This window comes from Paralteromonas sediminis (assembly GCF_003820355.1).
Classification (GTDB): Bacteria; Pseudomonadota; Gammaproteobacteria; order Enterobacterales; family Alteromonadaceae; genus Alteromonas_F; species Alteromonas_F sediminis.
In genome coordinates this window covers 575,563-591,156 of sequence record NZ_RPOK01000001.1, presented here as the reverse complement: position 1 = coordinate 591,156, position 15,594 = coordinate 575,563, and the positions used below count along the sequence as shown (strand labels likewise).

Below are 15,594 nucleotides of genomic sequence, written 5' to 3'. Positions count from 1 at the left end.
GGCGCTTTACCACAGTTCATCATCGTCCTCTTCTTCATTGTCATCAATTCTGCAAAAAACTAAAATCTGCCCGCAACTGCCAACAATACTGTCATCCAGCATATGCACATTGTCTGCACTACGCGCCACAAATACTTCACTTATCCAGGTATCAAGGTCAATCACTAAGCCTTTAATCGCTTCAGATATAATAATGTCGTACTCTTTTTCAACATTGTGATACATGGCTACGGCGAGTTCGCTCAATGCCACCGATACATCCATAAACTCTTCGAGGAAAAACAATGCATTAGCGATTTCCTGGATATCACTGATTAATTCCTTACGTCGTGACATACTAATATCGGTTAAGGATTCCAACTCAATGACACTGGCAAGACTGTGTGCCAAGCCCACTAATTCATTGATACTGGGGTTGTCTTCGCCAATAGACGCTATGTAATGCTCCGCACTTATAGCGCGTTTAGCCGGCTTATGTTCTGAGGCTTTTTGAATATTACTGTCGAAATCAAAGAACTCTTCCGTCTCCTTTTTTTCAGTAACAGTACGATTTACATACCGTGACAATACCTTGCTGTTTTCAACCAGCCCTTGATGTGCCACCCGGTATTGTTCCGAGTCACTTTGCCCTTGAGACTTGAGTTCTGACAGGAAATGACGAAAGCTTGCACTGGATGACTTTAACCTAGCCAAGCTGTTTCTGAGTTCACTTAAATCCTGCTGAATTGAGACAAAATATTGAGGTTGTTGGTGCTCGTCCAGCACAGGGTAAACATTCCACTGTACGGGATACACCTCCCCCAGCTTGTTATAGTTAAAGGTTGCGCCAATAAAAGGTGATGCAGATGCTAACGCGGCTTTGAGCCGTTCAATAACCCGACGGCTGGTGCGTTTTCCTTGCAGAATTCTCGGGTTTTTACCGTACAATTCCTCTCTGGTGTAGCCTGTCATCTGACAAAATTTGTCGTTGGCATACAATATCTTATGGTTTTCAGGCTCTGCATCTGTGATCAAAATCGCTTCGAAGCTACGCTCCAACACAATTTCAAACAAACTACCGAGGTTCGGCCCCTGAAACAGTGTGTCTTTCATAGACATGCTCTCGCGTAAGAGTATTTACTCATTGTTTAACGCTGAAACAGAGGGAGCACCTGGTCCTTCCTCTAACGCTTCCAGTTCTTTGTTTATACGGTTTAATAAGAGTGGGACATCCGTAGGGTTCACTTCCCTTGAAAATAATTCCTCTGTGTATGCCCTTAAGTGTGTTTCCTTGCCACAAGAGGACAAATCAAAAAAGTGCCCGCCCTCCCAGAGCGTATCCGCCTGCTGACGGTGTGTCTCGTTAATGAGTCGCTCAACTGCCCTGGTATGTGAAAACAAAAGCGTTTTGGCCAGCACTGTGCTGACCTTTGCCGGATCACCCTGGACGTAAAGCACAATAGCGCCCTCATAGTGAAGCGCAACTACGCTAGCACCTGATGACCACTCACTAAGGTTTAAGTGTGTTTGCAAATCTACCAACAACCCTTCGATTGACATTTCAGGGGAGGGTTTTAATTCAATCCGTAAAACACATAATAATGAAACGTCACTACCGAATACCTGAGCGGCTTCCAGTTCCTGACGCGCAATGTCAATTGCCTGATGTAGGTGATGACACTTTTCTTCCAGTAACGTGAGCTGTTCAGTGCTGCAAGGTACCTTTCCCATCCGCATAAGGGTAAGCTTTCCCGTCAATGGCATGGCACGATTGGCAATAGTATGCAGATGTTTGCCAAAAACCTTATTATCCATTAGTCAGCTAACTGCCGTGCCACTGTCACGGTTTCTTGCGTACTGCTTTAGAAGATCGATTGCCTCCTGAGCGTTCAGTTCAGCCAGCTTACCTGAGGATGATTCAATGACCCGAGAAAAACCCATTGCCCATTCGCCAAATAACCGCGTGTCGGTATCGACCGCTTCAATTAACTTCACCCCTGTATGCCGCGGGTCATGGGCGATAACATCATAGATACCGCTGACATGGTCTTTATCGCCTTCTAGCACCTGTAAAAAATGATGATAATCACAAATTAACATGCCAGAGATACCTAGCTGCTGATTTTTTTCTCTGGCCGTCTTCAGAATACCGCTTAACGCATTAGAGTCGAACAGCTCACGATTAACATCGCTTAAGTAGATTAGTCGGTGAATACTGCCTGCCATGATAGTGTCTCCTGCCCAGCTACTTTTTCTGATAGTAGTCAGTTAAATACGCACTGAGCTTGGTTAAAGGTGCAATGTTTTCTGGGATAACGGCACCTATTTCTGCTGCAGCCCCAGGCATTCCCCATACAACAGCGGTGGCTTCATCCTGTGCATAAGTCATGCATCCCGCTTCGTGCATTCGCTTTAAGCCTAATGCTCCATCTCGTCCCATTCCGGTAAGGATAAACCCAATGGCACTTGCGCCAACACAGTCAGCAACAGAGTCAAATAGTACATCGACACTCGGTTTATGTCTGTTCACGGGCTCATCGTCGTTAATTCTTATGCAAAAAGCGCCTGCCCGCTTCACAACTTCCATGTGTAGCCCACCTGGCGCAATATAAACGCACCCTTGCTCCAGTTTGTCACCGTGTTCAGCCTCTTTCACGTCAATGGGTAACAAGCTGTCCAAACGCCTTGAATAAGAGGCAGTAAACCCTGCGGGCAGATGTAAACAAACAACAATGCATTCTCTGCCATTAAACTGCACCTGACGAAGCATATTAGACAATGCCTCTAAGCCGCCAGTCGAGCCGCCAATAGCGCAAATTCGATGTGCGGCCACGCCCCGTTGTATAGCTAGAGATGCCTGTGCTGGGGCAGATTGTGTCACGGAGCGCGTAACAGACGACTGCCCTTCTCCTCTTATACGCTGCTGCGTTTCTAATAACTTTAGTCGAGAGACCTTTGATGCCGCAAATACCTTTTCACAGATTTCATGCCGATAGTGGTCGATCGACTGGCTCAAATCAGAGGGCTTCTCAACAAAATCAACGGCGCCTAACTCGATCGCCTCTAGCGTTACACCCGCACCCTTAGCGGTTAAGGTCGAAATCATCACTACGGGCATAGGGCGCAATCGCATAAGATTTTTTAAAAAAGCAATGCCGTTCATTTTTGGCATCTCAACATCCAGAGTCAGTACATCCGGATCGGTTTCCTTGATAAGCTGACGGGCCTCGTGAGGGTTTTCTGCTATCCCCACAACAACAAAGCGGCCATCACTGCCCAGTATCTCGTTGAGCACGGTTTGTATTAAGCGGGAATCATCAACAATAAGTACTTTGATTGCATTCATAATTTATTCAAATAAGTCAATTTCGCCAGACTGATCATGCTCATTTAAGTTCTTCTGATAATCAGCCTCACGTTTACTGATAGTGTCATTGTGCAAATGAGCCAGACGCTTTACCCAAACTTGACCGGTCAGCGGATCAAACCGTACTTTTCTGGGGTAAGGCCCTCCCATGTCAGACGCCTCTATTTTAAACCCCTCAAGGGCCATGAATTTCTTTAGAAAGCTAATATTGCTCTCACCAATAGGTGTCATGGTTTTAATAATCTGGCCGCCACCGAACGCCTTAAACTGCAAACGGCGCCGCTCAGCACCCAATTTCAGTAAGGCATTGATCATTTGTTCCATGGCGACATCGCCATAGCGAAATGCTTCACTCCCTAAGTCAAGCTTTTCAGACCGACTCATTGGCAATAAAAAGTGGTTCATCCCCCCCACTTGCTGCTGTAAATCATAGGCACATACTGATATGCAGGACCCTAACACAGTTGTGATGATTTCTTTCTGCTGTGAAATATAAAACTCACCTGGCAGTATTTTGGCGGTATTCATGCCCACCTGCCGGTCGAAGTAGCGGTTAATGTGCTCAAAACCGGGTTGACAAGGTTGTACGCTCATTATCCCGCCCCCGTTAACTGATACATATTGGTGCCAATATTTTTCCAGCGCGGGTCGTCACGTGGGATCAACTCTGAGTGCCCCAAAAATAAGATGCCATTAGGAACAAGATTGCTGGCAAAGCGATCAATGATTTCCAGCTTTTTCTTCTGTTCAAAGTAAATCAATACATTTCGGCAAAAAATGAAGTCAAACTTCCTATCCAGTTTCCAGGGGTAAAACAGGTTAAGTTGCCTAAACTCGATGCACTCAGATAAAACGGGCTTAACCATACAAAACCCTTCTTTGGGTCCGATGCCTTTGCGAAAAAACTGCTTTTTGACGGCTTGCCCATACATCTCAACATCTTTCACTTTATAAATGCCGGCTTGAGCCTTAGACAGCACATCAGTATCGAGGTCCGATGCCAATACCTTTACCTCGATCCGTTTTTGTCGGCAAAAAGGTAATATATTGACCAGAATAGTGTATGGCTCCTGACCCGTACTGCAGCCCGCTGACCAAATGTTGACAGTAGATTTTTTAAACGTTTTCATCTGCTCTTTCAGATGAGCAAAATGATGCGGCTCTCGCTCAAAGGCAGTAATATTAGTAGTTACAGCGTTTACGAACTCAGAGAATTCCGCTTGGTCTTGTTTAACGCGCTTAACATATTCCGAAAACGACGTTATCCCTAGCTTTCTAAGCCGTTTGGCAAGACGGGCATAAAACATCTCAAGTTTGTCATCGGTAAAATTAATCCCAGAATAGTTATGAGCCTGCTTTCTTAACGCATCAAAATGGGCAAATGTAAATTCAAACTCTCGTTGCGTACTCATCTCAGCCCTTGTCTGCCATTGCCTTAAGTGTGGAATCGCCCAGCATAGTAAGTAGCTCTGAAATCGACTCAGACAACCCCGTGACAGAAACAGCAATTTGCTTGAGCTTACAGCTATTAAAAGCACTCACTAGCAGTTGATAGCCACTGGAATCCAGCTGGGTGACACCAGACAAATCCAGTGTCCAGTTTCCCCCCTCTGGTAAACCGTCGATAAGGGTTGTCAATGTTGCATGTACTTCTTCAACCTGCGCCACAGTGAGCGGCCCCTCGAGGATTTCGGGCTCTGAAATAGGTGCATCAGATTCAGGTTTTAATACCGGCTCACTGGATTGTGGTGAGGCCTCTAAAGAGACGCTAGGTTTTGTTTCAGTGTCGGCCTCTTCTTCGCCAAGCCATTCAAGTGGATCATGGCCCAATTTGTTAGCATCTTGATCGTGGGTGTTTCCCATTACTCCCCCCTCTGCGAAATTTGCTCAGCCAGTGCAACAAATTCGTCGCTGCTTTTGCTGTTTGGTGCGTACTGAAGCACTGACATACCATGTCCTGGGCTTTCAGCTGTTGCCGCTCGTTCAAAGATAACTTGTGGTGTCACCTTGTCACCGAAATAAAACCGAATTTTTTGCTCAGCTTCGCGATTGACAGCTCGTCGTTGAAAGCGGCTAATAACAATCCAAAGCTCAGTAAAATCGCCCATTACCTGTTCATATCGTTTGATTTGCTTGGCCATTTTCGACAAACCACTCAGGCCTAAATAATCGGGTGTCACCGGAATTAGTAGTTCCTTACTGGCAGCAATCGCATTAACCACCAAAAAGCCATTTGAAGGTGGGCAGTCCAACAGAACAAAATCAAACTCCTCCAATGCTGCTTGCTGCATTGCCTTTCGCAACAACAAGCCCCGCCCCGGCTTCATATGAACAGACTCCAACCTCACCAGTTGCCTACCTGGCGGGATAAGCGCAATACTGTCTGTCACCTTTACGCTCGCCTGTAGCAGTGTGTGTTCTTCTTGCAAAACACTAAACAAGCCAAGCTCTGGATCATCCACCACACCCAAGTGCTGACTGAGATGCCCCTGCGGATCCGCATCAATAACCAGCACCCGCTTTCCGAGCGACGCTAGGGCATGTGCCAGATTCGCGCACAATGTCGTTTTCCCCACACCACCCTTTTGATTTACGCAGCTAATGATCCTTGTCATAACTACACATCGTCTGCATCCGCCAACTGAGCTCTTAGACCATCAAAATCATTCAACTCTATTAAAACGGCCAAATCCAAAATAACGACTATGTGTTCATCATGCTTAAACAGCCCTTGTACCGCTTTTTTAGCACTTTGCTGAATTTTGGGTGGTGGCCTGACCGATTCAGGATCGACGCTGATCACCTCAGAAACCGCATCAACGACCAGGCCAATGGTCTTAGCATCATCGGCCGTGCATACTTGCACCACCACGATAATGGTTTTCGGTTTAAGTTCGGTCGCAGTGCCGCTCAACACATCCCTCAAGTCAATGATCGGCACGATACTCTGCCGAAAATCGATGACACCAAGCCAACCGTCAGGGAGATCAGGCATCTTCCTGATAGCATCAAGTACCCTGACTTCCTGTACTTGTGTGATATTGATGGCAAAGAAATCTCCCCCCACATCGAGGTTCAATAACTCTAGCATTTGGTCAATGGTGGCGGTCATCGGCTAAAACTCAGTCCACTCTTCGTCATTCGTTTGCGGCATGGAAGTGACGCGTTTAGGTTCTGCCGCCGGACGTGTTCTGGCAACCGGTTTGGCCATGGTTGTTTGTGCTGTAGAAGGGGCTGAGCGCGGTATATCAAGCTCGGCACCATCGTCCACTTTAAAGAAAGACACGCGATCTACCATTTCATCAACCTGTTCCACCGAAGACTGGCTCGCGGAGGAGGCTTCTTCTGCCAATGCGGCATTTTGCTGCGTGATATCGTCGAGTTCGGCAACTGCCTGATTAACTTGTGCAATACCGCTCGCTTGTTCATTGGTCGCGTTATCTATGTCCGATATCAGCGACGACAACTGGTCAATATTGGCCAATATTTCTTTAAGAGACTCGCCACAGTTGCTGACCAATTCACTGCCGGTCTTAACCCTGCTTGAACTGTCATCAATGAGTTCCTTAATTTCCTTCGCTGACGTAGCCGATCGCTGTGCCAAGTTGCGAACTTCATTGGCCACAACAGCAAATCCACGACCGTGCTCACCCGCCCTAGCCGCTTCTACCGAGGCATTCAACGCGAGCAAGTTAGTTTGGAATGCAATCTCATCAATCACGCCAATAATGGCGCTAATTTTGTTTGAACTCTCGGTGATTTCTTCCATTGATTTCACTGCACTAGACACAATATGTTCGCCCTGATTCGCTTTGTCTCGAGCCTGCTCAGCCGCTTTGTTAGCAGTTGATGCATTGTCTGCAGTACTTCTTACGTTACCCGTGAGCTCTTCCAAACTTGCTGCGGTTTCTTCCAAATTAGACGACTGCTTTTCGGTACGTTCAGATAGCTGATCATTACCCAAAGACAACTCATGATTGGCAGAACGAATAGAACCAGCGCTAGTTTTAATCGAACCAATCACGCTGTTAAGTCTGCGCGTGGTGTCGTTCAGGGCATTTTTCACTTCACCAAACATGCCTTGATAGTCATCGGTAATTTGCACGCGCATGTCACCTTCAGACACTTGCTGAAGCGCTGTATTAACGTCTCTAACAAAAGCACTAACAGTTTGAGAAAGCTGGTTTAGTCCGTTGGCAATATTCAGGAAGAAGCCTTCTTTGTTGTCTGTGCTCACCAACGCACCCAAGTTACCGTTTGCCACACTGGTCACGAGTTTTTCGACTTCCTGCTCGGTTTCTACCTGTGAAGTAACATCGGCCCACTCCACCACAAAACCGATGCGTTCATGATTGCCGGCAAACACAGGCGATGCGATCAAATTGAACTTGCGTCTGCCCACTTCTATACGCGTGCGGTACGTTGATTCAAGTTTGCTCAGCATGCTTCTTTGATGCTGTGGATTTTTGTGGAACTGGTCTATGTTCTGACCAATCAGGTTTTTGGCATCAAACGACGGTAGTTCTTTGCGCAAGTCTGATTCAGCCTCCGAAAGCATGGCCTGCACTGAGTGGTTCATATACACAATATTCAACTCAGCGTCAGACACCATGACATTGGTTGTGACGCCATCCAACGCCGACTTCACGCGCGCATTGGCCGCAGCGATCTCTTCCTGACGTTTTAATTCTGTAATGTCTGACCACTCGAGCGACGTACCTAAACGTTCCCCTTTATCATCCACAACTGGCGTGGCCGTTAACTCGAAAAACATTTCCCCTAAACCAATTTCTGTTTTATAGGTGCTAGTCAGTCCGTCTAAGATGGCACGTTGATGCGCAGGTTTTTTGTGGAAAGTGTCGATATTGACGCCAATTAACGCAGTGGGATCAAAGTCGCTTCGCAACAACTGGAACGTGCTGAGGTTGTCTGACATCATTTTGGTCAGACTCTTGTTCATGTAAATGATGTTGTAATCGGTATCCGCCATCATTACATTGGTATTCACATTATCCAATGCGACTTGCAGGCGGGCATTGTCTTTCAACTGCCTTTCCTGGGCCAGTTTCATGGTCAGATCATGCCATTCCACGGTGTACGCTTCGGGGGTATTGTCAGCGCCCAATACCGGTGAGACTGTCAGACCAAATGTCAGACCACCGACGGATATGGTCGTTTCAAAACTCGACGTTAAACGAGCCAAAAGTTGCCTTTGGTGACTTGGATTTTTATGGAATACATCAATGTTTACACCGACCAGATTACGGGCATTAAACTGGGGTAATTCAGTGCGAATTTTTTGTTCGTTTTCGCTTAACATGGCTTGCAGGGTGTCATTGACAAACGTGATGTTCAGGTCTGAATCAGCCATCATGATATTGGTCGTCAGTCGCTGCATGGCTTTGCCCCACTGCTGGGACTTGCTCTCATGCGCCGCTGCACTTTGCCTAGCTTCATCTACTAGCACTGCGCTCGCGCTCTCACCTTTTTTAAGGAGTGAAACTGCCACCGCTGCTGTGACAAGCTGAGCCGCCAAAACCGCGAATATCCAGGGTGTGGCATTTAATTGCCATACCGAGACCAGCACGCCAATTACTGCCAGTGCAATGGCGATAGGAATAAAGTTCTTTTGGCTATCATTCATTGTTGTTACCCCGTTTTCCTATACCCGTTAAAAATCAATTGTGTCTAACACAGAATCGATATTAAGCAACACCGCCATGGCGCCACGAATATCCGTAATACCGTGCACGAACCTTTCTGCGATGGCTAAATCAAACTTCTCGGCGCTCTTGATATCGTCTTCCGTTAATTTCACCGCGTCACAAATGTTATCCACCATGATGCCCATGGTTTTTTCACCGTCTTCAGTCATTACAGTCATGACCAACACTACCGTTTCGCGGTCTCTTTCCCGCTGTTCAAGACCGAAGCGAAGCCTGAGGTCAATAATGGGTACGATGGCCCCCCTTAAATTAATCAACCCCAAAATAAACGGCTGAGAGTTGGGAATTCGCGCCATTTTTTCCCACGTTCTGATTTCTTTTACACGAAGAATATCAACAGCATAGCTACTCTCTCCAAGTGCAAAGCTCAACCATTCTGAGGTCGCTTCTTCCTCTTTGAGTTCGTCTAATTCTTCTGACTCAGACATAACTAATGCACCTTCAATCTATTAACCAACGCACCGACATCCAGAATCAGTGCAACTGAACCGTCGCCTAATATGGTCGCGCCTGAAAGTTCGTCTATTTTGATGTAATTGGCTTCTAGTGACTTCACAACCACCTGCTGATGATTGGCCAGCTCATCCACAATAAGGCCAAACTGATGACTGTCATGCTCTACAACCACGACCAACATGGAATCATCTATAGACTCTCCATTACTTGGCAGCGCAAACGTTTCAGCAACATTGAGCAGAGGAATAAACTGAGATCGCCACTTAAACGAAATGTCGTGTTGGCCTATCTTGTTGATGTCATCGCGACTGACCTTAATCGACTCAATGATTGCCAACATAGGGATCACATAAGTTTCTCCCATGACTTTTACCAACTGACCATCCAAAATAGACAGAGTGAGAGGCAGCTTTATGCTAAATGTCGTTCCGACATTTTCCTCAGATCGCAGTTCTATTTGACCACCCAAAGACTGGATATTGCGTTTTACAACATCCATACCGACACCTCGTCCAGACAAATCCGTTACTGACTCTGCTGTTGAAAAACCAGCTGAAAATATGAGTTCCTTGATGGTCTGGTCGGGCAATTTTGCCTGTTCGTCAATGAGCCCTCGCTCAATAGCTTTATTCTTGATCTTTTCAACGGCTAACCCTTTTCCATCATCACTGATTTCAATCACAATATTGCCAACCCTGTGATAAGCCACTAGCTTTAATACACCCTTGCGCGGTTTACCTTTAGCTTCACGCTCGTCAGGCATCTCAATACCATGATCGATACTGTTTCGAACGAGGTGAACAAGCGGGTCTGTTAGCTCTTCAATAACAGTTTTGTCGACTTCCGTATTTTCACCTTCAATGACAACATCAATTTCTTTACCAAGTTGCAAGCAAAGGTCACGTACCATTCTTGGAAAACGACTAAAACAAAAATCAATGGGCAACATTCGAATTTGCATTACGCCATCCTGGAGATCGCGCGTGTGTCTTTCTAGTTGTCCTAGCCCTTCCTGCAGTCTGGCCAGCCCAGGAAATTGCTCGACATTATTAAAAGTGCTCAGCATAGACTGTGTAATAACCAGCTCACCGAGCAAATTAATTAAGCTGTCAATTTTGCTCATCTCAACACGAATAGACTGGTTACTTTTCTTGGCTTCCGCTGCTTTTTTAACAGAAGGTTTCGCTGCAGACTTCGCTTGTGTCTGTTCCGTATTCTGAGGCTCGGAGGCCGTCGCAGGAATGTCGGTTTTATCTGGTATAGAGAGTGCTTCCTGATCCAAGCAGGTGTAACTGAGTTCTGCCTCATCCTCTACCCATAAAAAGACATCTTTAAGCTCTTCAACACTGATAATTTGTGCACTACTTAATGTGATGGTCCAACTCAGTTTAAGGTGAATCGGGTTAAGCTCTGCTAGGCTCGGCACTGAATGCGTGTCGCATTGAACCGAAATCTTTCCCATCTCAGCCAGCTCTTCAATATACCGAAGAGGTTCATTGCCTGACAAAAGTAACTCTGGCTCAGGTGCAAATCCAATCTTCCACTCTTTGCCCATTGCAATGCCAGTTTGGGACGACTCGGTGGTATCTGTTGTAGTGCCAGGCTCTTTATCATCAATCAGCGCCTGTAGTTTTGCCTCAACGGCTTCGATAAGCCCTGTGTTCACTTCTTCTTCAAACTGATAGTGATTCACCAGATTGCGCAGACAATCAAGGCATTCAAAAAGACAATCGACAACCTGTTGTGAAAAGCTGCGCTGACCGGCCCGAATCATATCCAGCAGCGTTTCCATAAAATGCGTAAACTCTGCCAGACGACTCATTCCAAATGTCGCGCTGCCCCCTTTTAAAGAATGGGCAGAACGGAAAATATCGTCAATAACGTCGGGCGTCACATCCGACAAGTCGAGTTTTAGCAAATGCTGCTCAATGGCAGTTAGCGCTTCTGCGCTTTCATCAAAGAAGACTTGCTTAAACCTCTCCATTGGATCAGACATAGGGGGAACCCGCTTATTTCAGTACTTTATTCACTAATGACACGAGTTTTTGAGGGTTAAACGGTTTAACTATCCAACCAGTTGCACCCGCCTGTTTGCCCGCTCCCTTTTTATCTTGTCCAGACTCAGTGGTCAGCATTAAGATGGGGGTAAAACGGTAGTTTGCTTCCTTTCTGATATTGGTCACAAAGGTGATCCCATCCATAACAGGCATGTTGACGTCAGATATAATCAAATCAAACTGGGTTGATAAAGCTGCTTCAAGACCGAGTTGGCCGTTTTCGGCCTCTTCTACATCGTGTCCCATTTCACTCAATGTGTGGGACACCATGGCTCTCATCGAACCTGAATCATCAACTGTCAGAATTTTAGCCATTGTGCTGCGTTTCCTTTCTATTTTGTTTTTTAGTGCGCTTTTTTTAGCTACTTAACATAGGTATAGCACTAAAATTTAGATATAAAAGAAAACTGTTAAATTTATTTTTTTTAGATACTTAGCATTAAAATTTGCCGCAATTTACATTCATGGACTATCGTTAACGAAACAGAGATCAATGCTGTAAATAAATTAAGTGATTCTTATCCATGGAATGTGCGTAGTTGGGGTACGGTGAGTGAATAAATTCAAACTGCTGATTGCGGAAGATGACGAGGACCTACTGTCAGTATTGGAACTGATGTTAGAGGATGATTTTGAACTCACAAAAACACCCGATACTCAGGGGGCAATAGAATATCTGAAGGAGAATAATTACCACATAATAATTGTGGATGTGCATTTGAAGCAGGGAAGTGGTATCGAAATTTGTGAATTTGTACAAACCTTACCACCAAACAATCGCCCCAGTATTGTTATGTTATCTGGGGATATGAGTGATGAAACCATTCACAAGGCCTTTTCTTATGGCGCTACAGACTACATAGGTAAGCCATTCAACGTTGTCGCTTTTCACGAGCGGCTAATGCGCCTGTCTAGGGATATTACTCAGGTCAAAGCACTTCGGGGAGAAGATAACCGTCGAAGGAGCCTCGCTGATACCGCAATGAAACAAGCGGCGGCCTACGGAAGTGGTCTAGATTTGCTCGCTCGATTAAACACCTGTAAAACCGTCGACAGTTTAATGGAAAAAGTGGCCTATGGACTGCTTGCTCAAGGTTACCACTGTGCAGTGGAATTTCGCTCAGACAAGCACACTTATAACTTCGATGTAGATACACGAACTTGTAGTGCAAATGAAAAGAAGGTTTTTCAGTTACTGCACGATAAAGGACGAATTTACAACTTTGGCAAACGAACTATATTTAATGAAAGTAATGCCTCGTTGCTAGTCAAAAACATGCCTACCGAGGGCACCTCTTCTTACGACGCAGCCATCGATTTATTGGCCAAGTTGGTACCTGCTTTAGGGAGTCGCTTCGATGCGTTGTTAAATGTACAGGCTATGATTTCGTCTAGAGAGCAACTCAATGAAACCATTGACATTATTAGCCAATCTATTCAGCTAATGGAGCAAGAGCGCAAAGACAACCTTGAGCAGATTGCCGCCACCATCGGTATTAGCTTTCACGAGCTGGAAATGACAGAAGTGCAAGAAAAGTTTTTTCTAGATCTTATAGAAAATAAGCTTTCCGTAGACACAACGAGTGATAAGTTTGCTCACATTGTCGACCTGCTTAAAGAAACCGCCGAGCGACTAGAAAGTGAGGATCTAACAGAAGAAGACGATGATGATGATTTCATGGACGATGATGCGGAGTTGTTTTAGTGGCAAATCCCGTATTTTCAATTATTGCCATCGAAGATGATGAAAGCATTATCTCGACGATCCGCGAATTTGCTGAAGCGACCGATGTTGCCTTTGAGGCATTCTCTGGCCCGCACACACTCGATATCGAGAGACTTCACCATGCTGACATAATCCTGCTTGATTTACAGCTGGAAGAACACGATGGGCTGGACGTGATCAGTATGCTGGCCAAACACAATGTTCAAACGCCTATAATTTTGTGTTCTGGGATGGAGCAAAACATCTTAAACGCGACAAGAGACCTGCTTCTAGACAAAAACCTTATATGTAACGGAGAATTGAAAAAGCCCTTCACTTATTACGATTTTGTGCATGCTATTAGCAAACTGGACGCGGCAGTAGGCGAAAAAAGCACAAATACTATTCCGGCGGTAAGCGCAGCCTTAAGCGATCAGGATATTTATGACGCGCTCAAAAACAACTGGTTTACTGTGTATTATCAGCCCCAAATTCAACCACAGAGCGGTGAATTGACCGGTATTGAGTGCCTGGCTCGCTTGGCGCACCCGGTAAAAGGCCTATATGGCCCGTTTGATTTTCTACCACGCGTAATAGAGCTGGATGTTATGGAAGCGTTTACCGAGCAGGTTATTCAAATTGGCTTGGCTGAGCTCGGCACACTCCACCTCAATGACGACGTGATTTTTTCTTTTAACCTTGATGCTAACTCAATTAAGGCCGACTTCTTAGCTTGGTTACTGAATTACTTGTCTGAACACGCTATCCCTCCCAGCAAACTTTGCCTTGAAGTGACCGAGTTGTCAGCACTGGATATCAATTCTGAGGTAAAAAGTACCCTTACTAAATTGCGTATTCGTGGCATATCGCTGTCACTAGACGATTTTGGTACTGGCTATAGCACCATTCAAGAACTCAATGAGTTGCCATTCAATGAGCTTAAAATTGATCGCTCTTTTGTGGCTTCTATGGCAACCCGAGAAGCGTCAGTAGCAATTATTCGTTCTACTATAGACTTAGCCGACCGACTTAATTTCAGAGTGGTTGCGGAAGGTGCTGAGACCATTGAACAGGTTAATCAACTCTTGGACCTAGGCTGCACGTGTATACAGGGTTTCTACTATTCAAAACCCATGCCTATCGATGAATTACGAATGTATTGTAACAAGAGTAAAAACACATAACGCTAGAATAGCTCTGCATCATCCTCGATATCCTCATGATAAGCCTGCTGAGAAAGAGTGGGCTGATAGGTAATCTGGTTTTTCCCATTAGATTTACTCTGATAGAGGGCTTTATCTGCAGTTTCAACCAGAGTAAGTGCAAACACATCATCTTTCATCTCGGTAAAGCCGATACTGATGGTAATTTTGCCCAAACGCTGAAAGTCTAATCCTTCTACATTCTGTCTCACTCTTTCAAGCACCTGAATAACCTGCTCTTTTTCTTTCGCGCTTACCAGTATGGCAAACTCTTCGCCGCCATAGCGAAATACCATATCGTCTTCACGAATAGAGCCCTGGATAGTTTGTGCCGTTCTGACTAACACTTCGTCGCCCATCAAATGACCAAAACTGTCATTAATCACCTTAAAATTGTCTAAATCGGCTAGCGCAAGCCAAAATTGTGGCGGCTCATCACTGCTTTTGCGTTTATCACACTCAATAACCTCTGGTGATGCAACTACAGCTTCTCCAATTTTTTCGGTCACATTATTGAATGCTTTTCTGTTCGGTAACCCAGTCAATTCATCAGTTTGCGCTTCTGTAAGTAGTGCCCTGAAGTTCTGGAAAACGCGCAACATGCCAATAATTTGGTAAGAATCAGACTGGGTTACAATATTGCCTTTAGCTTCAATACAAATGTAATGCGATACTCGCCTATTCTGAGATAGCAAGTACACTGTGATGGCTCTGTCACCCTCATTGAGCGTACAATATTCTTTGGTACTTCTGTCTAGCTGCTCTGAGGCTCTTAGCAACAGGTCATCGGCTTTTATCCTGATACTGACGTGCCCAACTTGTTCGCTGGAATAGTCAATCCGCTTGAGAATGATGTTGTTAGTGTCTAGGGATATCAGGCTAACATTGAGGGGCCTAAGGGTGGTGAAAACTGTCTTGAGTAAGCTCATTTCAAGCAGGTCAACATCTCTTAGTGAGGTAAAGCCCGCTATATGCCCCACTAAATCAGAACTGGATTTCAGTCGCATTCACTTTCTCTTCTGCATTATAAAAGTTAGATGGCTTACTTATGCCCTGTGTTGCGCCTTTCTATGAATGTAGTGATGGGTTTTGGATTTAGCAA

General features: G+C 45.4%; 16 protein-coding genes. 2 read left to right on the top strand and 14 right to left on the bottom strand.

Going from position 1 to position 15,594, the window contains the following annotated elements; all coding sequences use genetic code 11:
• Positions 1–6: 6 nt before the first annotated feature.
• The 13 genes from DRW07_RS02735 to DRW07_RS02675 are packed head-to-tail and all read right to left on the bottom strand — an operon-like array spanning position 7 to position 11,900.
• Positions 7–1,092, bottom strand: a complete 1,086-nt coding sequence (locus DRW07_RS02735; RefSeq protein ID WP_165870371.1) for a PAS domain-containing protein — start codon at positions 1,090–1,092, stop codon at positions 7–9.
• Positions 1,093–1,116: 24 nt separating this feature from the next.
• Positions 1,117–1,794: a hypothetical protein gene (locus DRW07_RS02730; protein WP_124026343.1), complete on the bottom strand. Its 678-nt coding sequence runs from the start codon at positions 1,792–1,794 to the stop codon at positions 1,117–1,119.
• Positions 1,795–1,797: 3 nt separating this feature from the next.
• Positions 1,798–2,205, bottom strand: a complete 408-nt coding sequence (locus DRW07_RS02725) for a BLUF domain-containing protein (RefSeq protein ID WP_124026342.1) — start codon at positions 2,203–2,205, stop codon at positions 1,798–1,800.
• Positions 2,206–2,224: 19 nt separating this feature from the next.
• Positions 2,225–3,325 (bottom strand): protein-glutamate methylesterase/protein-glutamine glutaminase, encoded by a 1,101-nt coding sequence (locus tag DRW07_RS02720; RefSeq protein ID WP_124026341.1) that lies wholly within the window; start codon positions 3,323–3,325, stop codon positions 2,225–2,227.
• A gap of 3 nt (positions 3,326–3,328) precedes the next feature.
• Entirely contained in the window at positions 3,329–3,940 is a 612-nt protein-coding gene (cheD, locus tag DRW07_RS02715) for a chemoreceptor glutamine deamidase CheD (protein WP_124026340.1), read from the bottom strand.
• The gene (locus DRW07_RS02710; protein WP_124026339.1) at positions 3,940–4,758 is read right to left on the bottom strand and encodes a CheR family methyltransferase; all 819 of its coding nucleotides are present in this window, start codon (positions 4,756–4,758) and stop codon (positions 3,940–3,942) included. The genes cheD and DRW07_RS02710 overlap by 1 nt, the downstream gene beginning before the upstream one ends.
• Position 4,759: 1 nt before the next feature.
• On the bottom strand, positions 4,760–5,209 hold the full coding sequence (locus DRW07_RS02705; RefSeq protein WP_124026338.1) for an STAS domain-containing protein: 450 nt from the start codon (positions 5,207–5,209) through the stop codon (positions 4,760–4,762).
• Complete coding sequence (locus DRW07_RS02700) at positions 5,209–5,961, bottom strand: ParA family protein (protein ID WP_124026337.1); 753 nt, start codon at positions 5,959–5,961, stop codon at positions 5,209–5,211. Before DRW07_RS02700 ends, DRW07_RS02705 begins: the two co-directional genes overlap by 1 nt.
• A gap of 2 nt (positions 5,962–5,963) precedes the next feature.
• Positions 5,964–6,458 (bottom strand): chemotaxis protein CheW, encoded by a 495-nt coding sequence (locus DRW07_RS02695; protein WP_124026336.1) that lies wholly within the window; start codon positions 6,456–6,458, stop codon positions 5,964–5,966.
• Positions 6,459–6,461: 3 nt separating this feature from the next.
• On the bottom strand, positions 6,462–8,990 hold the full coding sequence (locus DRW07_RS02690) for a methyl-accepting chemotaxis protein (RefSeq protein ID WP_124026335.1): 2,529 nt from the start codon (positions 8,988–8,990) through the stop codon (positions 6,462–6,464).
• Positions 8,991–9,017: 27 nt separating this feature from the next.
• A complete protein-coding gene (locus tag DRW07_RS02685) occupies positions 9,018–9,500 on the bottom strand; it encodes a chemotaxis protein CheW (RefSeq protein ID WP_124026334.1) in 483 nt (160 codons plus the stop codon).
• Positions 9,501–9,502: 2 nt separating this feature from the next.
• The gene (locus DRW07_RS02680; RefSeq protein WP_124026333.1) at positions 9,503–11,524 is read right to left on the bottom strand and encodes a chemotaxis protein CheA; all 2,022 of its coding nucleotides are present in this window, start codon (positions 11,522–11,524) and stop codon (positions 9,503–9,505) included.
• Between the two features lie 13 nt (positions 11,525–11,537).
• Positions 11,538–11,900, bottom strand: a complete 363-nt coding sequence (locus DRW07_RS02675; RefSeq protein WP_124026332.1) for a response regulator — start codon at positions 11,898–11,900, stop codon at positions 11,538–11,540.
• 238 nt (positions 11,901–12,138) lie between these two features.
• Between DRW07_RS02675 and DRW07_RS02670 the strand changes: the two genes are divergently transcribed.
• Complete coding sequence (locus tag DRW07_RS02670; protein WP_124026331.1) at positions 12,139–13,290, top strand: response regulator; 1,152 nt, start codon at positions 12,139–12,141, stop codon at positions 13,288–13,290.
• Entirely contained in the window at positions 13,290–14,474 is a 1,185-nt protein-coding gene (locus DRW07_RS02665; RefSeq protein WP_124026330.1) for an EAL domain-containing response regulator, read from the top strand. Before DRW07_RS02670 ends, DRW07_RS02665 begins: the two co-directional genes overlap by 1 nt.
• A gap of 2 nt (positions 14,475–14,476) precedes the next feature.
• Here DRW07_RS02665 and DRW07_RS02660 read toward each other — a convergent pair whose 3' ends face one another.
• Positions 14,477–15,499: a GGDEF domain-containing protein gene (locus DRW07_RS02660; RefSeq protein WP_124026329.1), complete on the bottom strand. Its 1,023-nt coding sequence runs from the start codon at positions 15,497–15,499 to the stop codon at positions 14,477–14,479.
• Positions 15,500–15,594: the final 95 nt, after the last annotated feature.

What these genes read in the sequence shown, in the direction of transcription:
- DRW07_RS02685 (WP_124026334.1), bottom strand. Translation starts at nt 9,500, where the DNA reads ATGTCTGAGTCAGAAGAATTAGACGAACTCAAAGAGGAAGAAGCGACC.
- DRW07_RS02675 (WP_124026332.1), bottom strand. Translation starts at nt 11,900, where the DNA reads ATGGCTAAAATTCTGACAGTTGATGATTCAGGTTCGATGAGAGCCATG.
- DRW07_RS02700 (WP_124026337.1), bottom strand. Translation starts at nt 5,961, where the DNA reads ATGACAAGGATCATTAGCTGCGTAAATCAAAAGGGTGGTGTGGGGAAA.
- DRW07_RS02660 (WP_124026329.1), bottom strand. Translation starts at nt 15,499, where the DNA reads ATGCGACTGAAATCCAGTTCTGATTTAGTGGGGCATATAGCGGGCTTT.
- DRW07_RS02680 (WP_124026333.1), bottom strand. Translation starts at nt 11,524, where the DNA reads ATGTCTGATCCAATGGAGAGGTTTAAGCAAGTCTTCTTTGATGAAAGC.
- DRW07_RS02695 (WP_124026336.1), bottom strand. Translation starts at nt 6,458, where the DNA reads ATGACCGCCACCATTGACCAAATGCTAGAGTTATTGAACCTCGATGTG.
- DRW07_RS02725 (WP_124026342.1), bottom strand. Translation starts at nt 2,205, where the DNA reads ATGGCAGGCAGTATTCACCGACTAATCTACTTAAGCGATGTTAATCGT.
- DRW07_RS02705 (WP_124026338.1), bottom strand. Translation starts at nt 5,209, where the DNA reads ATGGGAAACACCCACGATCAAGATGCTAACAAATTGGGCCATGATCCA.
- DRW07_RS02730 (WP_124026343.1), bottom strand. Translation starts at nt 1,794, where the DNA reads ATGGATAATAAGGTTTTTGGCAAACATCTGCATACTATTGCCAATCGT.
- DRW07_RS02710 (WP_124026339.1), bottom strand. Translation starts at nt 4,758, where the DNA reads ATGAGTACGCAACGAGAGTTTGAATTTACATTTGCCCATTTTGATGCG.
- DRW07_RS02720 (WP_124026341.1), bottom strand. Translation starts at nt 3,325, where the DNA reads ATGAATGCAATCAAAGTACTTATTGTTGATGATTCCCGCTTAATACAA.
- DRW07_RS02690 (WP_124026335.1), bottom strand. Translation starts at nt 8,990, where the DNA reads ATGAATGATAGCCAAAAGAACTTTATTCCTATCGCCATTGCACTGGCA.
- DRW07_RS02735 (WP_165870371.1), bottom strand. Translation starts at nt 1,092, where the DNA reads ATGAAAGACACACTGTTTCAGGGGCCGAACCTCGGTAGTTTGTTTGAA.
- cheD (WP_124026340.1), bottom strand. Translation starts at nt 3,940, where the DNA reads ATGAGCGTACAACCTTGTCAACCCGGTTTTGAGCACATTAACCGCTAC.